Genomic DNA, 18,106 nt, shown 5'->3' on the forward strand with positions numbered 1-18,106 from the left:
CGCCCCGGCGGGGTTACATCAGATAATGCGGATCAGCTCTTGGCTTTCGGCATCTGCGATACCAGCGACAGGCCGATGTCCATGCCTTCCACCTGGAAGTGCGGAATGATGAAGAGCTTGATGCGGAAGAAGCCCCGGTTGTCCTCGATGTCCTCGACCGTGACCTTCGCCTCACGCAGCGGGTGCGACGACTGCAACTCGTCACCCGGATCCTTCATCTCGGTCACGAGGCCCTTGATCCAGCTGTTCAGCTCAAGTTCGAGCAGACGCCGGTCCTTGGTCGTGCCGATGTTCTCGCGCTGGATCAGCTTCAGGTAGTGCGCGATGCGCGAGAGCAGGAAGATGTAAGGCAGGCGCGCATTGATGCGGCTGTTCGCGGTCGCCTCCCTGGTCTCATACAGCGCCGGTTTCTGCGCCGAGCTGGCCGAGAAGAAGCACGCGAAGTCGTGGTTCTTGTAGAACGAGAGCGGAATGAAGCCGAGGTTGGCGAACTCGAATTCGCGGGTTTCGGGAATCAGCACTTCGGTCGGAATTTTCGGCTGCGCACCGGTGCCCAGGTCGTACAGATGAACCGGCAGGTCCTCGACCTTGCCGCCCGCCTGCGGGCCGCGGATCTGCACGCACCAGCCGTTGTTGACAAAGCTGCGCGTCATGTTGGCCGCGAAGGCGAACGACGCGTTGACCCACAGATATTTGTCGTGGTCCGGACCCTTGACCGCTTCCTCATAGTTGAACGAACGCACCGGCGTCGTATCTTTGCCGTACGGCAGGCGACCCAGCACACGCGGCATTGTCAGGCCCACGTAGCGGGCGTCATCGGTGTCACGGAAGCTCTTCCACTTGATGTACTCGGCGCGATCGAAGTAGTTGCCGATATCCTGGATCGCGGCGACTTCTTCCATCGACTGCTTGCCGAAGAACGCGGCGCCGACTGAGCCGACGAACGGCATGTGCGCGGCGGCCGCCACCTTCGAGATGTTACGCAGCAGCGCCACGTCCTGCGGCGAGTTGGTGAACTCGTAGTCGCTGATCATCGCGCTGATCGGCTGACCACCCGGCGTATCGTATTCCTCGATATAGGTCAGACGGTACAGGCCGCTCTGGATGATCTCGGGCGTATCCTCGAAATCACGCTGCAGCGCTTCCTTCGACACGTCGAGCACTTCGACGCGCGCGTTCCGACGGAAGTCCGTCCGGCTCACGAGCAGCTTGAGGCCACGCCAGCGGCCTTCGAGCGCCTGGAATTCCGGTGTATGCATCACTGCGTCAAGCTGCCGGCTGATCTGGCGGTCGATCTGGCCGATGTGGAAATCGAGCAGCGACTTGTCGAGCCGGTCGACCGGCTTGCTCGCCTTGCTCACGAGATCCAGGAATGCGCCCATGCCGCGCGCGATACGCTCGTCGGCCGACGCTTCAGAGAGCATGTCGTTGTCGCGGAAGGCCAGGAGCGGTCGCGCTTCGGCGACGGGCTTCAGGTTGATCTTGCTGCACAGGGACGCGTAGACGCTGTCGCTGCTGCTGTCATGATTGCCTTGCGGGGCGTCCAGCACGACGGTTTCGGTCGTGCCGCCTTGCTGCGATTCAGTGGGATTCATTTCGTGTCCTGTCTGCGATACTATCGCTACCTGCATATCTGTCCGGTTATGGAACGCGGTGAAGGCCGTCTTGGGCCGACGCCGTTCAGGCATGGCCTTCAGGCTGGGTGGCCGCCGTCGCGATCTGTGCGAGTTCGCCGCGCAGCTTGTCAGAGAGCGGCTTATCCTTCAGAATCTTCTCGAACTCACGGCGGAACGTGCCGTTATCGAGCAGATTCGATTTCAGGTCACGCAGCAGATTGCGCACCGCCAGCAGCGCCTGCATCTCCGGGATCTGACGTGCCACCTGTTCCGGCTCGAAGTCTTTCAGCGAGCGAAACGAGAGGTTCACCGGCAGTTCCGAGCCGTCGCCAGCCAGGGTGTTTTCCGCAGCGACCTTGAGGTCCGGCGCGTAGTCAGCGAGAACAGAATCAAAATTATTCTTGTTGATGTCCGTCTTCTTGCGCTCGGCGAGCGGCGCCTGTTCCTTGCCCGCGCTGAAGTCACCGGCGACGAGCAGCTTCAACGGCAACTCGACCTTCTTCTGGGCACCGCCCGTATGCAAATCTAACGTGATCGAAACCCGACTTTTCGGAATTTCGCGCTGGAAGCTGTCCATTTGTATTCCTTATTGAACGACGTTCAGGACCCCGCAGAACTCGCCCGGTGCGATGCGGTGACCTCTTTCGATCGGGCGCACACGCATATGCGTGTTTCGCTCGCGAAGGACTCCTTGTGGTACCCCATAGCGCGGCCTCCATTCATGCGATCATTATTGCCACGCGCTATTAAACAGGTTTACCCGCGTCGAGTCAAAGTATGTCGGCGTTGTGAAATCGATACGGATTATAAAGACATCGTGAATGATTGTTAATTATCGTCAATTCAATGCGCATTCAGACTCGTCAATATGAATAATTTGATAAACGAGGTATGCGAACGCGTGCCAATTTTCACGAAACCGTTGCTGGCATGGGCTTCCAAGGACATGACATTCTCTGACAATCTTTCAATGATGAAGGCGGTACGATGGCAACATCGCGCTAACCATGCATCGCGAATATTGCCTATTCTGGCACGGACAATATCTCAAAAATAATCATCCTCTATTTGATGTAGTTCGCATGCTTAACTATTCGCAACTGTATACGGATCACAAGTCACGCGTATAGAATCGCCACTCACCATAATCCAAGATAACGGCACAACCACACCCATGCGGATCGATAAACCGCTCTTTCACGAAGGGCTGATCCTGACCCAACAGCACTTCCAGCAGCTGGGCCGAAACGTCGACTTCACGTTGAACCAGATCGCTGCCGCCTGCGTCGCCGAGCCGTGGGGCACGCAGGGCATCGATATCGACGAGGAAGTGCTTGCAGCTGGGCGTCTGAAGCTCACCCGACTGAAGCTGCGTTTTCCGGACGGCACACTGATCGACTCCACGGTGACCGATGCGTTGCCGCCTGCACGTGATCTGACGCAGGGACTGCCAGCCGATGTGCAGAGCGTGGTCGTGCTGGCCGCCCTGCCGCTGTTCAATGCCACGGGCAGCAACTGCCGGTTCGACGAAGCGACGCTGGCGCGGCCGCGGCGCTCATACCGGGAGTTCGTCAAGGTCATCGACCTCAACGGTACCGGCGAGGCCGAGATTGCCGCCGAACGCCATGCGGTGCGACTGCTGTTCGACTTCGAGTCGCATGCCGACGACACGGTGTGTGCGATTGCCCGGTTGACGCGTACCACGAGCGGGCAATTTCAGGTCGACCACCGATACGTGCCACCGTGCCTGACGCTTGGCAGTCATGCGCTGCACGTCGAACGGATCAATCGTCTTGCCGACATCCTGCAGGCGAAGAGCACGGCGCTGGGTTCGCGCAGAAGCGAACGCATCGAGCAGGTTGCCGAATACGGCGTGGCCGACGTGCAGCTGTTCTGGTTGCTCCACTGCATCCATACGGTCTGGCCGCAACTGCGGTTCTTCTCGACGCATCCGGGCCAGCCTCCCGAGCGGCTGTACTCGACGCTTGCCCAGCTGGCGAGCGTCCTCATGACGTTCTCGACCGGCTCGCAGCTCGGCGACATTCCGGCGTATGACCACGTACGCGCCGATGAAGTATTCGCCAGGCTCGAGACGCAGATCCGTGATCTGCTCGACGCGATCATTCCGTCGCGTGTGGTGTCGATTGGGCTCACGCACAGGAATCCGACGACATGGGCGGGCCAGTTCCTCGACGAGCGCATCGTGGCGAGTTCCGCCGACTGGTACCTGTCGGTCCACGCCGCGTCGCCTGCATTCGAACTCGTCGAGCAGTTCCCGAGGCTCTGCAAGATAGGTGCGCCGGACGATATCGAGCACATCGTCAATTCGGCGCTCCCAGGCATTCCACTCAAGGCCGTGCAGCGTGTGCCGGCCGCCATTCCGGTGCGGCTGGACAACCAGTACTTCGCGCTCGACGCGAGCGATCCCGCGCACGCGCGGATGCTGGCCGCCCGCGCCTGCCAGATCTACCTGCCGACGTCGGTTCCCGACGCGTCGCTTGAACTTTACGCGGTGTTGCGCTCATGAGCACGCTGACTCCTGCCCGCGGCGAGACCGCCCTGATGGGTGGATTCGCCTCTGCGAACCGTACTGCCGCCAGTGGTATCCGGGACCTGCTGCGCGACACCGCCCTGCTCGTGACGCGATTGTCCGAGGGTGGCCACGCGGAAGACCCTGCTACCCTGCGTCAACGTTGCAAGCAGCTGATGGCGGGTTTCTCAACCGCGCTCGATCAGCGCGGTTTTGCGGCGGACGTCCGCGAAGACGCAGAGGTTGCCCAATGCGGGCTGCTCGACGAGGCCGTACTGCGCAACCTGAGTGCGCAGAACAAGCCGGTCTGGGATGCGCAGCCGTTGCAGGTCGAGCGGTTTGGCAAGCATGACGCGGGCGAACGCGTGTTCGAACGGCTCGAGCAGCGGATGCGTGAAGCGTCGCCGCACATTGCGCTACTCGAATGCTACGCGGCGGTCCTCGGGATGGGGTTCATGGGCCGCTACGCCCGTGAAGGCGAAGCGAAGCGTTCCGTGCTGATCGCCTCACTCAGTACGCAACTCGAAAAACTACGCCCCGAAGGAAGTCCCCTTGGGGGGCGCCCGGTCGCTGCGCGCCCTTTCTTTGCCGATCGTACCGGCAGGCGGTTCTCGGACTGGTTCTACCGCCTCTCGCCCTGGGCGATTGCCGGCCTCGCGTGCGTGGCGGCCGCGGTGATCTGGCTGATATGGGCACAGGTGCTCGATGCGCAGCTCGCCCACCTCGTACCAGCTGTACCGACGGCGCCGCGGCCGTGAAGTCCGATCTGCACGAACCGTCCGGACCGGCGCTCGGGGACTCGATCCGCACACTGGACCCCGGGTCGGGTCAGCTGCGGGGCCCGGCGCAGAGCCGCGCGCTGGAGGGCTTGGGTTACCCGTTCCGTGCCATCGTGACACTGATGGCCGCGCTCGCGCTCGCCGTTATCTGGCTGGTGCTGCCTGTCCCCCAGGGCGGCTTTCTTCGACCAACGGAAGTCCCTGTGGGACCGGGCGCCGGACAGGGTCTTGCATGGACGCTCACTGTCCCCATCGTCCTGTCCTGGCTGGTACTGATCTGGCTGCGCACCCGTCAGCTCTCACGCGCGCGCGAACAGAACGTACACGTACTGACTGCACTCGGCGCCGCTACGTCGAATATCCCGGTCAACCTGCGCACCCGCATGCCGCTCGTGCTCGTGACCGGCGACGCCCTGGGGAACCTGTTCGACCGGATTGCCGGAGAGCGGCGTCTCGCACACGTTGGCGACGGCGCAATATGGCTACGGGCCGACCGGCTGCAGGATCTGCCCCGCCTTGCGGTGGCCGTGAAGCAGTGGCGCGATGGGCGCGCACCCGATGGTGTCGTGCTGTCGGTTGCGCCGGCATTGCACGCGGGTGAAGACGTCCTGACGCAGAATCTGCGCGTCGTGCGGCAGTCCGTCGCTGACGCCTCGCGCATGCTCGGCGTGCGCCTGCCAGGCTTTGTTGCCGTCTACCAGCGGCTCACCAATGCGCCGGCCACACTCGTGATGCCACAGTGGTATGGCGTGTCATCGGCGACGCGCCTGGCTAACGCAAGCCGTTTTGAAGCCGTGGTCCAGGTGGCCGAAACTGAAGTTGAGCGGGCCGGAGGCGACCGTGCCGTGGCGGCACGCGCGGCAAGCCTGGCTTCGATCGTCGGCTGGACCCAGCGCGTCGTGATCGGCGTGCTAAGCGACCGCCGGCAGCCGGCCACGCCGTGGGCACTGTTCGGCGCGGGCTGGATCGATTGCGGGCCGGCGAGCGGTCCGGGCAGGCCCTGGGAGCGCGACGTCGAAATGCAGACCCGGGTCGTGCCGCCTGCACTGCCGGCGTCCCCGCTGCCGTGGCCGCTGCCCCAGCCGTTGATCGAGGCCATGCCGCGGCGGTTGTGGATGTCGCCGCGCCTGGCGGCTCTCGCCCACGCCGTTGCTCTGGTTGCCTGCGCGATCGCGGTGGCGTTTTGGGGCGCCGCCAGGAACAATCAGGCGCTGATCACCCGTATCGGCGCGGATCTCGGAAGATATTCGATGATTCCTGCTGCACACGACGCCGCGAAGCGCGATGCGCTGCAGGCTCTCGTGGCCGATCGCGACCAGCTCGACCGCTATTCACGCACAGGGGTGCCGCTCGGACTTTCCTTCGGCATGTACCGCGGTGCGCAGTTGATGCCGGCACTCAACCAGGCGATCGCAGCCTACCAGCCGCCGCGGCCTCCACCTGCGGTGGTCACGCTTGACAGCATGTCGCTGTTCGACAGCGGCCGCGCGCAACTGAAGCCCGGCTCGACGCGCGCGATGGTCGGCGCGCTTGAAATGATCAGGTCGCATCCGGACAAACGGATTCTCGTGGCCGGTTATACCGACAACGTTGGCAGTCCGGACAGCAACCTGACGCTGTCGGTCGCACGCGCGGGCGCGGTGCGCGACTGGCTCATCGAGGTGTCGGGCATTGCCGCCACGCAGTTCGCGATCCAGGGCTACGGCGATACGCGGCCGATCGCGAGCAACGATACGCAGGAGGGGCGAGCCAGGAACCGGCGCGTCGAAATCACGCTGGTGCCGGACGCCCCAAAAGAAATCCCGTTGGAGGATTCGACCAGATAGCAGGACCATTTTTAGCCCTCGAAGCGAACGCTTCGGGTTTCAGAGGCTCGGGGGCTGGCTCCGGGCGATTGTCGTAGTACCAGAAAAGGGAGTGAAAGATGGCAATTCCGGCTTACATGTGGGTCAAGGACGACGGTGGTGCGGACATCAAGGGTTCGGTGACAGTCCAGGGTCGCGAAGGCAGCGTCGAGCTCGTCGCGTTCGACCATGGCGTGAACATCCCGACCGACGGCAACACGGGCAAGCTGACCGGTACGCGCGTGCACAAGCCGATCAAGCTGACCAAGGAAACCGATGCGTCGACGCCGTACCTGTACAAGGCGGTGACGAGCGGTCAGACGCTGAAGTCGGTCGAGATCAAGTGGTACAAGATCGACGACGCGGGCAAGGAGAAAGAGTACTTCAACACCAGGCTCGACAATGTGAAGATCGTGGCCGTCAACCCGAAGATGCTCGATATCAAGAATCCGGACTACGAGAAGCACAACCACATCGAAGAGGTCGAGTTGCGCTACGAGACGATCACGTGGTCGTACAAGGACGGCAACATCATCCACAAGGATACCTGGAACGAGCGTTCCTGATCCTGGCCACAAGCCATGTTGTGCCGGAACCGGTACTGCAGCCCGCAGCCGGTTCCTTTTTTGCCAGCCCCGTACGTGGGCTGGCACTTTTTTGATACGGGTAGAGCGGCGTTTCTGCCCCGTTCCGTGATACGGCATTGATATGACACTGCGCGACTCTACCCACCTGCTTCGCCGGCTCAACCCGCACTGCGCGAGAGCGCTCGAGGCCGCTGCGAGCCTCTGCCAGACGCGCCTTGCGGACGAGATCACCGTCGAGCACTGGCTGCTCAAGCTTATCGAGGCAGACGACGGCGACATTCCTGCGATCCTGTGCCACTACGGAATCGACATCAATGCCGTCTGGGACGCGCTGATCGCGGCGATCGATCACCTGCCCCGCAACCTGCGCGGCAAACCCGCCCTTTCCCTGCAGCTGGCGACCGTGCTGCAGGATGCCTGGAACTGGGCATCATCGCAGGAGGCTGACCAGCCCATCCGTTCCGGTCATCTGTTGCAGGCGATTGTTGACGCGCCGCACGTGCTGCGTGCGCAAAACGCGTGGCCGCTGCTGTCGGTCAGTAGCGCGCAGATCCAGCGCCTGATCCCGCGACTCGGCCACCAGTCCTGCGAAAACCAGCCCGACGAAGCAGAACCGGCGGCGCCAACGACAGCGCCAGCATCCGGAGTCGACGCAAGCCAACCGCCGTCGGCCACGAGTGCGCCCACGAAACATGCGCCGCCGCGCTCGACCGACGGCGAGGCACTTGCCCGGTTCGCCATCGACCTGACCGACAAGGCCCGTCGCGGCGAGATTGACCCCGTATTCGGGCGCGAACGCGAAATCCAGCAGATGGTCGACGTGCTCGCGCGGCGACGCAAGAACAATCCGATCCTCGTCGGCGAGCCGGGTGTTGGCAAGACCGCGCTGGTCGAAGGCCTCGCGCTACGCGTCGCTGAAGGTAGCGTGCCCAATGTGATCCGCGATGTACGCATTCTGACGCTCGACCTGGGCCTGCTGCAGGCAGGCGCCGGTGTGAAGGGCGAATTCGAGCAGCGCCTGAAGAACGTGATCGATGAGGTGCAGGCTTCGCCCGTGCCAATCCTGCTCTTCATCGACGAAGCCCACACGCTGATCGGCGCGGGCAACGCCGCCGGCGGCGCCGACGCGGCGAACCTGCTGAAACCCGCGCTCGCGCGTGGTGAACTGCGCACGATCGCGGCCACCACCTGGTCGGAATACAAGGAATATTTTGAGCGCGACGCGGCACTCGAGCGGCGCTTCCAGATCATCAAGGTCGATGAGCCCGATGACGAAGCAGCGTGTCTGATGCTGCGGGGGCTCGCGAGCCGCTACGCGAAACACCATAACGTGCATATCCGCGACGAAGCGCTCGTCGCGGCCGTGAAACTCTCGCGCCGCTATATCCCGGCCCGGCAGTTGCCCGACAAGGCGGTCGACCTGATCGACACGGCCGCTGCGCGCGTGCGCATGGGGCTGGAATCGCCGCCGTCCGAGCTGCAGCGTGCCCGCGCAGCAGTCGCCGCGATCGAAATTGAACGCTCGACGCTCGACGCGGACGAACGGGCCGGCGCTAGCAATGTCACTGCGGACGTCACGCCGCGACGTGATGCGCTCATTGCTGCTCTTGCTGATGCGAACAGTGAACTGATGGCTTTGCAGGCGCGCTACGAGCATGAGTTGGGGCTTGTCCAGGCGTTGCATGTACAGCGGGACACGAAAGATTCAAAACCGGATGCCGGAGCGCTTGCGAGCGCGAAGCGGACACTGGCCGATGCACAGGGCAGGACAGCGCTGGTTTTTGCGGACGTTGATGCGCAGGCGATCGCACGCGTAGTCGCTGAGTGGACCGGCGTGCCGGTCGGCGAACTTGTCGAGGACGAACTCAGGAGCCTGCTGACGATCGAGGACAGTCTCGCGAAGCGGGTCGTCGCACAGGACGATGCGTTGGCCGCGCTCGCGGAGAGCCTGCGCACCGCCAAGGCGGGGCTGAAGAGCGAGCGCACGCCGCTCGGCGTGTTCCTGCTGGCTGGTCCCTCGGGCGTCGGCAAGACCGAGACAGCGCTTGCGCTTGCCGATGTGCTATTCGGCGGTGAGGCGGCGCTCACGACCATCAACATGTCGGAGTACCAGGAAGCACACACGGTGTCGCAACTGAAAGGCTCGCCGCCTGGCTACGTCGGCTATGGCCGCGGCGGCATCCTGACCGAAGCGGTGCGGCAACGCCCGTACAGCGTCGTGCTGCTCGATGAGATCGAGAAGGCTCATCGCGATGTGCTCGACATCTTCTATCAGGTGTTCGATCGCGGCATGATGCGCGACGGCGAAGGCCGCGAAATCGACTTCCGCAACTGCGTGATCCTGATGACCTCCAACCTCGGCAGCGCGCAGATCGACGAGGCGACAGCGGAGAACCCGGCCATCTCGCAGGCCGAACTGCTCGAGGCGATCCATCCGCAGCTCGTTGCGCACTTCCAGCCCGCGCTGCTCGCGCGCTTCCAGGCGCTGGCGTATCGCCCTCTGGACGCAGATGCGCTCGCTTCGATCGTGCGGCTCAAGCTCGCGAAAATCGCCGACCGTCTGCGCAGGCAGCACGACGTCGCATTGACCGCCGATGACGCTCTGACCGATTCACTCGCGCAGCGTTGCCTCGCGCGTGAATCGGGTGCGCGCAACGTCGATGCGTTCCTCAACCAGCGGATCCTGCCCGCCGTGTCGCGCGAACTGCTCACGCGGATGGCGAACGGCGCGGCGCCGGCGGAAATCCGGCTGTCGAGTTCGCCTGAAGGGAATCTCACGATCGACTTTCTAGATCGTGGTGACGCATTTGCGGCAGCCGTTGCGCATGTGAGCGACGCGGTGCCGGCCGGCGCCAGCGCCTGACGGAGCAGACGATGGCAGGCCCCTCGCTCTACGACATGCTCCTTGGCCAGATCGGCGGTGAGTCGCTCGACGCCTATGACGACAGAACGCTGGAAATCATGAGCGTGCAACAGAATGTGCGGCGCATCCTCAACACGCGCGCGGGCGCGCTCAAGCATCTGCCCGATTATGGTCTGCCGGACCTCACGAACATCTACAAGGCGCTGCCCGCTTCGTCCCACCTGCTCAGGCAGCAGATGGAGGCAACGCTCTTGAAGTACGAACCCCGGATCCGTGCGATCGACGTCGAGATCATCGACAATCAGGACCCCGGCGTGCTCGTGAGCTTCGAGATGACGTGCCACATGAAGAAGACCGGCCTGGTGCGGTTCGGCACGTACTTCGAGCCACCGGGACGGATGCGACTTGAGCGGAAGACTGAAGCAAAGTAGCCCTTCGATGAGTGAAGAACCCGATAGCCAGAAACCTTTGCGGTGCGCAAAAAAAGTTCGTCGCGGATTTTTGCTGCAAGTCGAATGCGCTTTTCTCCGGGCGTAGCCCAAGCCCTCCTAGTTCTCGCCTGCTTCGATGCAGGCTTTGTTGCGCGTCCCCGAAGGGGCTCCCGCCCCTGCTTTCGCATGCTGAAACGTCAGTCCGATATTCCGCATTATGAGAGACGCGTGACACTCTTTATGTCAGTATTCAATTGAGTTGTGACAGCACCCCTAGAGCAGACAATGCCCTCAAGGCAGTGCTGCCTGCTCACTCCTCATGCAAAGTTGCAAACAAGTCCGTTGCAAAGGGTCTAGCTGCGGCGAGGTCTGCACACGAAGTCGTGACAGCCGCAAGCAGCAAGGCTTTGCGGGGCCACCTTAGACCGATGCAAAACTGCGGGCCCGGTCCGAATTCTGCGCGGCCAGTTTGACAGTTTTCGCCCTCAACGCGTGAAGGCGACACGATAGATGACGCATTGGACTCCACTGTAAGTGGTACCGGCGCCGACCTTACTCATCGCTTTCATGGGAATTCTTCTGAGACAGGATCAATACCTCACGCACTTCGTCAGCCGCGTCGCGATCTGCGAACTCGTCTAGGATGCCGTGTCGAGCGTGACGCGACAAGCAGCCAGTCTCCGGTTGGCGTTCGAGATGATTGTTGGCTTAGTTGACCCACATCTGCGATTCATCAAACTCGAAACCATCTATCTCCAGCTTCTTCATTATCACAGGCACAACCCGCTGCCCGAGAGCTTGCATGGTGGCAGTGAATTTACTAAATATAAGTTTAGTAAACTTCTTGCCTCAACTGCCAGACGTTTGGTAACCGAGTCGTTTACAGCCCGGCGCAGTGCAGAATGTCCAGCGGCGGGCAAAAAGAAGGCTCAGCCTGCTGGTCAAGTCAAACCAAGGCATGGCTGCGCGCTGTCAAGTGCCAGACGGCAGCCCCGCAAAAAAGCCGTCCCCGTGAAGGCGGACGGCGATACGTTCAACGGGGGCCATCGCTATCGGTTAAGCAATGGAAGGAACGAACTCGCTGCTCTCGGCCTCAGCTTCCTCGCGGGTCTTCTTAGCTGCTTCGCTGCGCGCCTGCTTGAACCCGAAGGCGCCAGTTTTCAATGCATCGACATCGTTCAGGAAATTACCTGCACGAATCGCAGCATCGGCGGGCGACAGCGATTCTTTCCTGCGGTAATGCCGGGTCAAATACACGATTGCCCCAATGTCACCTTTTTCACGCCGATAACATTCCATGTGATACAGCTCGGGCCCGCACTCAACCACGACATGCGCCGCCTTCGCCTTGTCCTTCAGACTCGCCATTTTCACTCCGAAAGCTAATTGTAATAACACCGCGCATTGGCGGAGGAAGATACTGGCCAACAGGTCAGTGCCCTTACAATGCCTTTGGATTCTTGACCTCTCAACATATAACGCCGAGCGTTTCGGGGGTACCCGAATTCTGGTGATCACGGCAGGACAGAAGAAGACTTATTAAGCGTACACTTACATTATCAGCGCCGTTATGCCTCGGAACCCCATCGAACGAGAACTGCTCGTCGACTTCTTTGATGACCAGATTGCCTATGCCTACGCACACGCACATCAGTGCGAGGTGAATGATCATCTGGAGCGCTTGGCGGAGATGGCAAAGGAAATCGCTGATGAAGCGCGTGTGGACCAACAGCTCTTGTCTTTGCCAGGCGGGGCCCTGACGAGCGTCGGCAACGCAACGATGAATTGGCTGAAGTCTGCGGTGAAGTACGGGGACGTTGCGCCAGACACCGGGAAAGCCGAGTGGCTCAACTTCCCAGCAAACGGCAGATTCGACACCGTCCTTTCCGACTTACAAGTCAATCCGCACGGGCCGTGGATGCTCATCCAAGCACTGAGCGCAAATCTCGAGCGGACTGTTCCTGACGCGATGAAGCCGTTCACAACGCAACAGCAAGTGCTGGCGCTTACCGAACGGTTTGTCAACGAAAACCGGTCGACTCTTCAGACTACATTGCACCTGCCTTCGTTTGCCGTCGCAGTTCACACTGCTTTCATCGAACGCCATACGCATCAGCACTCAGCCGAAGAGTCAGAGGATCTGTTGCGCAATGCGTTGGAGCTATACCGTCAACGAGCCTACCAGGCCGGGATCAGCTCGATCACCAGCGCATTCAGTAGAAAAATGACAATGCGCTTATATGAGCGCGCCGCAAAACTCGACATCAGCATTGACCGCTTCTATGCGTGGGGATCCCTCATTTCGCGCCCTCGCAGTGCAAAAAAGATGCTAGCGGACTTCGCAGCGTTGATATCACTTGATCCGGACTGGTTCAAAAAGTGGGCAAAAGAAAAGGTCGAGGCCGACCTCCCAGAACTCACGGCAAACGAGTTCATACGTCGCGCTCTTGCGTTTAACCCGCGCGTTCAGCCACGGTCCTCCAGCGGTCCCATCTACTTTTCGAGCGCGCATTCGGACATAACGATAAGGGGTGCTTCACTCCAAAATCGGCTGGCGTTGGTACTACCCTATGACCAGCCCTTCCCAGAATTAGACCGGGCACTCGCTCGCTTCAAGAAGTATTTTGAGCGACGCTCTGCTCAGCATCGCGCAGACCTCCAAGAGCCCGAAGCATTCGAAGCCGCGACGGCGGCGCGGCGAAAGAGCGAGAGCCCGGAGCCAAAGGTCGAGCGCGTAATCATCGAGAATGTGCGGAGCATTCCCGTTCATCTTGCGGCGTTAAGGACCTTCGAGCCAGACAATCCAGCGGAATCACGCAAGCCGGCTACAAGTCTCTATTTGAACATTCACGACGAAATTGCATCGTATGGGTTTACAATTGGCACCGAAGCCACGAGGGCATCGGTCCAAAATGCGAATAAGCATCGCAACAGCGTTATGCTAAAACTGAATACGTGGATACCGCCAGAAGCAGTCGGAGTAGTTCAGCGATGAGATAGCCTAGGCGACGACCGAAGTCGATGACGTGAAAATGCCAAAACATGAATACCACGACGAAATCCGTAGCCGATGAATCCGGCGCAGCGTACTACATACCACGCCGCCTTCAGATTACTGACCGTCAGGGGAAAACACGGTTCGTCAGCGAGACCGAACTTCTCAGCTTCGAAGGGCCCAAAATCGTGCTCGGCGAGCCGGGGATGGGCAAATCTCAGCTACTGGTACAGTTCGCCGACCAACTTTAGGTGAATACGGTCAGCGCGGTTCGCTTCATGTTGCACAAGAACTCAACCAAGCTAGTAACTGCCGGTAAGCCGTTACTGATTGACGGACTTGATGAAGGTAAGCGCACGATCCAGCACACGGAATTGACGTCCCTGGGTGGTGGGGAGATGGCGTCTCACGACAGCGCGTCGATTGGTGAAGTTCGCGCCAATGCGCTGGTCAAATCAAACGGGGTTGCGTGCTGCAGCCGTGAGCTTCGCGAAGTTGAAGGGCAGCAGGTCTGTGACATCGGCATCCGGTGCGCGTTGCGGCAATTCGGTCAGCACATGCACGAGATATGCGTAGGGTTCGACATTGCAGGCTCGACACGTGAGCATCAGGCTGTAAACGATTGCGCTCGCTTTCGCCCCGGCAACAGTGTCACTGAACAGCCATGAGGATCGGCCTGTACAGAATGGTCTGATGTCGCGCTCGATGACGTTGTTGTCGACGGCGGCACGCCCGTCGCTCACGTAGCGGCAGAGATACGTCCACTGGTTGCGTGTATATGAGATTGCCTTGCCCAGCAGGCTTTCTGGCAGAACCTGCGGCGCCTGTTCGTCCAGCCACTTTCTGAACGCTTCGAGTAGTGGCACGCTGTGCTGCTGGCGCAGCCGGTATGTGTAGTCAACGCGCGTCTCGCCTTCGGGCATATCGGCTTTGGCCAGCGCCTCGACCTGATACAGCGCCTTGAAGTATTCCAATGCCTGCCCGGCGCGGCCGCCGGGTTTTTTCATGCCCTTGAGCGCGTCGACGAAGGCCCGACGGGCGTGAGCCAGGCAGCCGAAGTGGGTTGGTCCTTCGAGCGTACGCCAGGCGGCGTATCCGTCCGTCATCAGCAGATCTTCATAGCCGGCGAGGAATGCCTGAGGATATTCCTGCCCCCGCCCCGGCTGATAGTCGAACAGTACGACCGGCTCCGCACAGTCTTCGGCACTGCGGTAGACCCACATATACGATGTGCTCTGCGCGGTCTTGCCGGGCTCCTTGAGCACCTGCACCGTTGTCTCGTCGCCATGGATCAACGGCTGCGACAGCAGCGTCTTGCGCAATGCCTCATAGAGCCGGCGGTAATGCAGTTCAGCGGGCCGGATGATCCAGTTTGCCAGCGTGCCACGTCCGACTTCGATGTCTGCGCGCGCCAGTGCGTGAGCCATCCGGTATAGCGGTGTCCCGTCGACATACTTGCCGGCAGTAACGGTGGCGATCATCGCCGCACTGGCATTGCTGCCCGGCAATGGCTGCGCTGGCATCGGTGCGGTGATCACCGGCGTGCGTTCGGCATGGCGTTCGCAGTGGCGGCACGCGTACTTGAAGCGCACGTGCTGCAGCACGGACGCCTTCACCTCGATATGCAACTGTTCGCTGACCTCTTCGCCCATGCGGTGAAGTGCGTGTGCGCAGCATGGACAGATCTTCTGCTCTTCGGGCAGGTCGTATTCGATGCGCTGACGTGGCAGGTGCGCCGGCAGTGGTTTGCGTCCGGGCCTGTTCCGTGCCGCCCCGGGTACATCTGGCAGGCCAGTATCGGGCAGCGCGAACGTGCCTTCGGCATCGCCGGCGTCATCGTCGTCGTGGTCGGTGGCGGCGATCTGTTCGGCCTCGTCGAAGACACGAGCCCCGAGCTTCTCGCTACTCGGCGCGAAGCGCTTGCTCTGCGCCAGGCGGAACTGCTCCTCCAACTGGGCAATCCGTTCGCCCAGCTGCCGGTTGCGTGCCTCGAGTTCACGGATATAGGCCTGGGCGACCGACGGCAATCGGGAGAAGTCGTCTTCGTTCATGCTCCCAGGATAGCGAATGATTGCGCGCGACGGGTTTACGGGAATTTGTAACCGTCCACCCGCCCGTTGTTTTTACTGGGAACGCCCGGCGTTCAGCTCGCGTGACGGTACCGCCGTGCCGGATGGCGGCGCACTGCGTCAACGTCAATGCCCTCAAGGAGCCAATGCAGCTGTTCGGTCGTCAACTCGATCACAGCCTGTTGCCGACGTGGCCAGACGAAGTGGTCCTGCTCGAGGCGCCGCAGCATCAGCCAGAAGCCGGTGCGCTCGTAGAACAGTAACTTGACCCGGTTGCGTCTGCGATTGTGGAAGGCAAACACGGCACGTGCAAATGGGTCGAGTTGCATGGACTGCTCGACCAGTGCCACGAGGCTATTGATACCGGCACGGAAATCGATCGGCTCACGATGCAGGAAGACCTTAATGTTCGCCTCGAACCGGAACATCATTGGGCTCTCAGTGCGGCAATCATCGCGCTCACCAGTGCGGCGTCGCGCCCTGAGCATTCGAGCTCAAGCTTTACACCGTTGGGCAATCTGGCCGACAGGCGCGCAGCTTGTGTCGCCGGTGGCGACAGATCTGCGCGATCCAGTTCAGGCGTCGGCTGCGCAACATGTGTCGTCGGCGCCGCGTCGTCGATCGCGACGACCGGCACGAAGGCCGACAACCCGACAGCAGTGTTGAATCTCGCGGAGGAAGTCGACTGTTCGCGCAGCCGAACCCATTTGCGCAACTGGTTGGCGTTCACCCCAGCCTTCAGGGCGAGGCCAGACAGCGATGCGCCTGGCTGCAGGCAGGCGTCGACCAGTCGTCGCTTGTCTGACGGGTGGAAACTGCGCTTGCCGCCGACACCAACGCGTGTCACCCGCAAGGGCAAAAAGGTCAGGTCATTCTCGGTCATGGATTGCGTCCGCAAGTTTGGGTTGCGGACGCAATCGTGGACCTTCTCAAAGGCAGAAGCTAGGTGCGTGAAAACTAGCGCTTACTGATGAAGCAATGGCTCGCCGGGACGGAGACGCTGTCGACATGATTCTGTCGCAGCTCGAAGAAGCGGGCGCGCCGGATTTCATCCTTTCATGTCGAGCCCGCGAGTGGCAAGCACGTAACGCAGCGAGCCTTCGCCAAATCTATTCGGTCGAGCCCTTGGTTTTCTCGCTCGAACCCTTGATGCGCCCGGAAGCATCTATCTTCCTAGCGCGGCAGTACGCGAAAACCGATCCAGAACGCGTGCTCACTCACCTAGACGACTACGGACTCTCTGAGCTCTACAACAATCCCCTGACGCTTGGTCTAATGGGGCGTGTCGCAGAACATGATGAACGGCTCCCTTCCACACGGGCCGCGCTGTTCGATCGGGTCTGCAAGCTGGTCTGGCCGGAACATGATGAAGATCGACAAGACAGCGGTCTTAGCGAACTCATGGAAGACCAAGCACTTTCGGCTGCAGGGGCTATCGCAACGTCGGCATCGGTCGCGCCGCCCCGATTCACCGTACCCTCTGCCCTTTTCCGCGTCAGAATAGGCAATCCACCCTTCCGTACCATAGTTATGCGTACGTCGTCGACAAGCTCGTTCCAGCGAGACTGCGGAACCTGCTCGACCTACTGTGCGAATTTTGCCCCGGCGTCGATGCCAAATCTACCAAGGCCGCACACGATATCGCCGACCTGACATCTGCGCTTATAGCGCGCGCATTAGACGCGGAGTTCATATCCACAGAGGACGCCGCAGCACTTTGGCGTTGGCTTGGCATACTTGCCCAAGCCGGTCAGATCAACCGGCGTGCCACGGAAGGCCTGCGCTCGTGTCTTGACGCGCGCGACGACCTACGTCGAGCCGTCCAGCGCTATGCCCTCTACGAAATACAGCCACGACTCTCTATTTTCCGGACCGATTACGACCTCGCACGGCGGCTTGTCGGACTTAATGGCCGCCCACATGACATTGCATACCATCTAGACCAACTCGACGGCGCTGATAATAGGCAACAGACGCTCCGGCAGGACTGGAAGGATCTCATCCAGCTAGGTACGGATGCCAATGGCATCGCCGCCGAAGCGCTAGCCGCAGGCAAAAAATTTCAAGCCGATGATCAACAGTTGGCGGCGTTTCTGCACTCGCAGCAAAATCCGAAGAAGCCAGCATGGAAGATTAAAAGCGAGCGCCATGAAGCGAAGCGCGCAAAGAAGAAGCGCGTTGCCGATGAATTCTTTCGCCGACACTTCAGGCAGCACAACGCAGCGCTCAAAGCAGGCGAATTTAGCGCGATCTTTGATCCGTCCAGAGGGTATCTCGGCATTCTCGAAGACGTCGGCACCGGAAAGTTGCCATCCGAAAGGCTCGTTGACTGGGTTGGCGCCGGACTCGCGTCTGACGCGATCGAGGGATTTAAGTCGGTGCTCTTCCACCC

The 18,106-nt window shown here is 61.0% G+C and carries 16 protein-coding genes; 9 read left to right on the forward strand and 7 right to left on the reverse strand.

Features of this window, described 5'->3' with window-relative positions; translation table 11 throughout:
• Window positions 1-32 precede the first annotated feature (32 nt).
• Window positions 33-1,595 (reverse strand): type VI secretion system contractile sheath large subunit, encoded by a 1,563-nt coding sequence (tssC, locus tag OKW39_RS34900; RefSeq protein ID WP_429564713.1) that lies wholly within the window; start codon window positions 1,593-1,595, stop codon window positions 33-35.
• Between the two features lie 85 nt (window positions 1,596-1,680).
• On the reverse strand, window positions 1,681-2,193 hold the full coding sequence (gene tssB / locus OKW39_RS34905) for a type VI secretion system contractile sheath small subunit (protein ID WP_090807869.1): 513 nt from the start codon (window positions 2,191-2,193) through the stop codon (window positions 1,681-1,683).
• A gap of 597 nt (window positions 2,194-2,790) precedes the next feature.
• Here tssB and tssK point away from each other — a divergent pair.
• The 6 genes from tssK to tssE all read left to right on the forward strand — a co-directional run bounded on the left by tssK (window position 2,791) and on the right by tssE (window position 10,650).
• The gene (tssK, locus tag OKW39_RS34910; RefSeq protein ID WP_090807871.1) at window positions 2,791-4,143 is read left to right on the forward strand and encodes a type VI secretion system baseplate subunit TssK; all 1,353 of its coding nucleotides are present in this window, start codon (window positions 2,791-2,793) and stop codon (window positions 4,141-4,143) included.
• Window positions 4,140-4,904, forward strand: coding sequence for a DotU family type IV/VI secretion system protein (locus OKW39_RS34915; RefSeq protein ID WP_429564714.1), 765 nt, complete (start codon window positions 4,140-4,142; stop codon window positions 4,902-4,904). The genes tssK and OKW39_RS34915 overlap by 4 nt, the downstream gene beginning before the upstream one ends.
• 143 nt (window positions 4,905-5,047) lie before the next feature.
• Complete coding sequence (locus OKW39_RS34920) at window positions 5,048-6,751, forward strand: OmpA family protein (RefSeq protein ID WP_429565477.1); 1,704 nt, start codon at window positions 5,048-5,050, stop codon at window positions 6,749-6,751.
• A gap of 98 nt (window positions 6,752-6,849) precedes the next feature.
• Window positions 6,850-7,335 carry an Hcp family type VI secretion system effector gene (locus OKW39_RS34925; RefSeq protein ID WP_090807873.1) on the forward strand — a complete coding sequence of 162 codons (486 nt, stop codon included), beginning with the start codon at window positions 6,850-6,852 and terminating at the stop codon, window positions 7,333-7,335.
• 142 nt (window positions 7,336-7,477) lie between these two features.
• A complete protein-coding gene (gene tssH, locus OKW39_RS34930; RefSeq protein WP_429564715.1) occupies window positions 7,478-10,219 on the forward strand; it encodes a type VI secretion system ATPase TssH in 2,742 nt (913 codons plus the stop codon).
• A gap of 11 nt (window positions 10,220-10,230) precedes the next feature.
• Window positions 10,231-10,650 (forward strand): type VI secretion system baseplate subunit TssE, encoded by a 420-nt coding sequence (gene tssE / locus OKW39_RS34935; RefSeq protein WP_429564716.1) that lies wholly within the window; start codon window positions 10,231-10,233, stop codon window positions 10,648-10,650.
• 1,056 nt (window positions 10,651-11,706) lie between these two features.
• Here the strand turns inward: tssE and OKW39_RS34940 are convergent.
• Entirely contained in the window at window positions 11,707-12,018 is a 312-nt protein-coding gene (locus OKW39_RS34940) for a hypothetical protein (RefSeq protein WP_429564717.1), read from the reverse strand.
• Between the two features lie 202 nt (window positions 12,019-12,220).
• On the opposite strand from OKW39_RS34940, the gene OKW39_RS34945 reads away from it, so the two are divergent.
• Entirely contained in the window at window positions 12,221-13,645 is a 1,425-nt protein-coding gene (locus tag OKW39_RS34945; protein WP_429564718.1) for a hypothetical protein, read from the forward strand.
• Window positions 13,646-13,692: 47 nt separating this feature from the next.
• Window positions 13,693-13,896: a hypothetical protein gene (locus OKW39_RS34950; RefSeq protein ID WP_429564719.1), complete on the forward strand. Its 204-nt coding sequence runs from the start codon at window positions 13,693-13,695 to the stop codon at window positions 13,894-13,896.
• Window positions 13,897-14,100: 204 nt separating this feature from the next.
• Here the strand turns inward: OKW39_RS34950 and tnpC are convergent, their stop codons facing one another.
• The 3 genes from tnpC to tnpA all read right to left on the reverse strand — a co-directional run bounded on the left by tnpC (window position 14,101) and on the right by tnpA (window position 16,597).
• Window positions 14,101-15,696: an IS66 family transposase gene (gene tnpC / locus OKW39_RS34955; RefSeq protein ID WP_429562207.1), complete on the reverse strand. Its 1,596-nt coding sequence runs from the start codon at window positions 15,694-15,696 to the stop codon at window positions 14,101-14,103.
• Between the two features lie 92 nt (window positions 15,697-15,788).
• Complete coding sequence (gene tnpB / locus OKW39_RS34960) at window positions 15,789-16,145, reverse strand: IS66 family insertion sequence element accessory protein TnpB (RefSeq protein ID WP_165572787.1); 357 nt, start codon at window positions 16,143-16,145, stop codon at window positions 15,789-15,791.
• A complete protein-coding gene (gene tnpA / locus OKW39_RS34965) occupies window positions 16,142-16,597 on the reverse strand; it encodes an IS66-like element accessory protein TnpA (RefSeq protein WP_429354897.1) in 456 nt (151 codons plus the stop codon). The genes tnpB and tnpA overlap by 4 nt, the downstream gene beginning before the upstream one ends.
• A 125-nt stretch (window positions 16,598-16,722) precedes the next feature.
• On the opposite strand from tnpA, the gene OKW39_RS34970 reads away from it, so the two are divergent.
• Window positions 16,723-17,367 (forward strand): hypothetical protein, encoded by a 645-nt coding sequence (locus tag OKW39_RS34970; protein ID WP_429564720.1) that lies wholly within the window; start codon window positions 16,723-16,725, stop codon window positions 17,365-17,367.
• Between the two features lie 389 nt (window positions 17,368-17,756).
• On the opposite strand, the gene OKW39_RS34975 is transcribed toward OKW39_RS34970, so the two are convergent.
• A complete protein-coding gene (locus OKW39_RS34975) occupies window positions 17,757-18,104 on the reverse strand; it encodes a hypothetical protein (RefSeq protein ID WP_429564721.1) in 348 nt (115 codons plus the stop codon).
• Window positions 18,105-18,106 lie beyond the last annotated feature (2 nt).

The sequence above is a fragment of the Paraburkholderia sp. MM6662-R1 genome, assembly GCF_050436245.1.
Taxonomy (GTDB): Bacteria; Pseudomonadota; Gammaproteobacteria; order Burkholderiales; family Burkholderiaceae; genus Paraburkholderia; species Paraburkholderia tuberum.

Excerpts from the sequence above, each read along its gene's own strand:
- tssK (WP_090807871.1), top strand. The coding sequence starts at position 2,791 with ATGCGGATCGATAAACCGCTCTTTCACGAAGGGCTGATCCTGACCCAA.
- OKW39_RS34920 (WP_429565477.1), top strand. The coding sequence starts at position 5,048 with ATGGCCGCGCTCGCGCTCGCCGTTATCTGGCTGGTGCTGCCTGTCCCC.
- OKW39_RS34950 (WP_429564719.1), top strand. The coding sequence starts at position 13,693 with ATGAATACCACGACGAAATCCGTAGCCGATGAATCCGGCGCAGCGTAC.
- OKW39_RS34915 (WP_429564714.1), top strand. The coding sequence starts at position 4,140 with ATGAGCACGCTGACTCCTGCCCGCGGCGAGACCGCCCTGATGGGTGGA.
- OKW39_RS34945 (WP_429564718.1), top strand. The coding sequence starts at position 12,221 with ATGCCTCGGAACCCCATCGAACGAGAACTGCTCGTCGACTTCTTTGAT.
- tssH (WP_429564715.1), top strand. The coding sequence starts at position 7,478 with ATGACACTGCGCGACTCTACCCACCTGCTTCGCCGGCTCAACCCGCAC.
- tnpC (WP_429562207.1), bottom strand. The coding sequence starts at position 15,696 with ATGAACGAAGACGACTTCTCCCGATTGCCGTCGGTCGCCCAGGCCTAT.
- OKW39_RS34925 (WP_090807873.1), top strand. The coding sequence starts at position 6,850 with ATGGCAATTCCGGCTTACATGTGGGTCAAGGACGACGGTGGTGCGGAC.
- tssE (WP_429564716.1), top strand. The coding sequence starts at position 10,231 with ATGGCAGGCCCCTCGCTCTACGACATGCTCCTTGGCCAGATCGGCGGT.
- tnpB (WP_165572787.1), bottom strand. The coding sequence starts at position 16,145 with ATGATGTTCCGGTTCGAGGCGAACATTAAGGTCTTCCTGCATCGTGAG.
- tnpA (WP_429354897.1), bottom strand. The coding sequence starts at position 16,597 with ATGACCGAGAATGACCTGACCTTTTTGCCCTTGCGGGTGACACGCGTT.
- OKW39_RS34940 (WP_429564717.1), bottom strand. The coding sequence starts at position 12,018 with ATGGCGAGTCTGAAGGACAAGGCGAAGGCGGCGCATGTCGTGGTTGAG.
- tssC (WP_429564713.1), bottom strand. The coding sequence starts at position 1,595 with ATGAATCCCACTGAATCGCAGCAAGGCGGCACGACCGAAACCGTCGTG.
- OKW39_RS34970 (WP_429564720.1), top strand. The coding sequence starts at position 16,723 with ATGATTCTGTCGCAGCTCGAAGAAGCGGGCGCGCCGGATTTCATCCTT.
- tssB (WP_090807869.1), bottom strand. The coding sequence starts at position 2,193 with ATGGACAGCTTCCAGCGCGAAATTCCGAAAAGTCGGGTTTCGATCACG.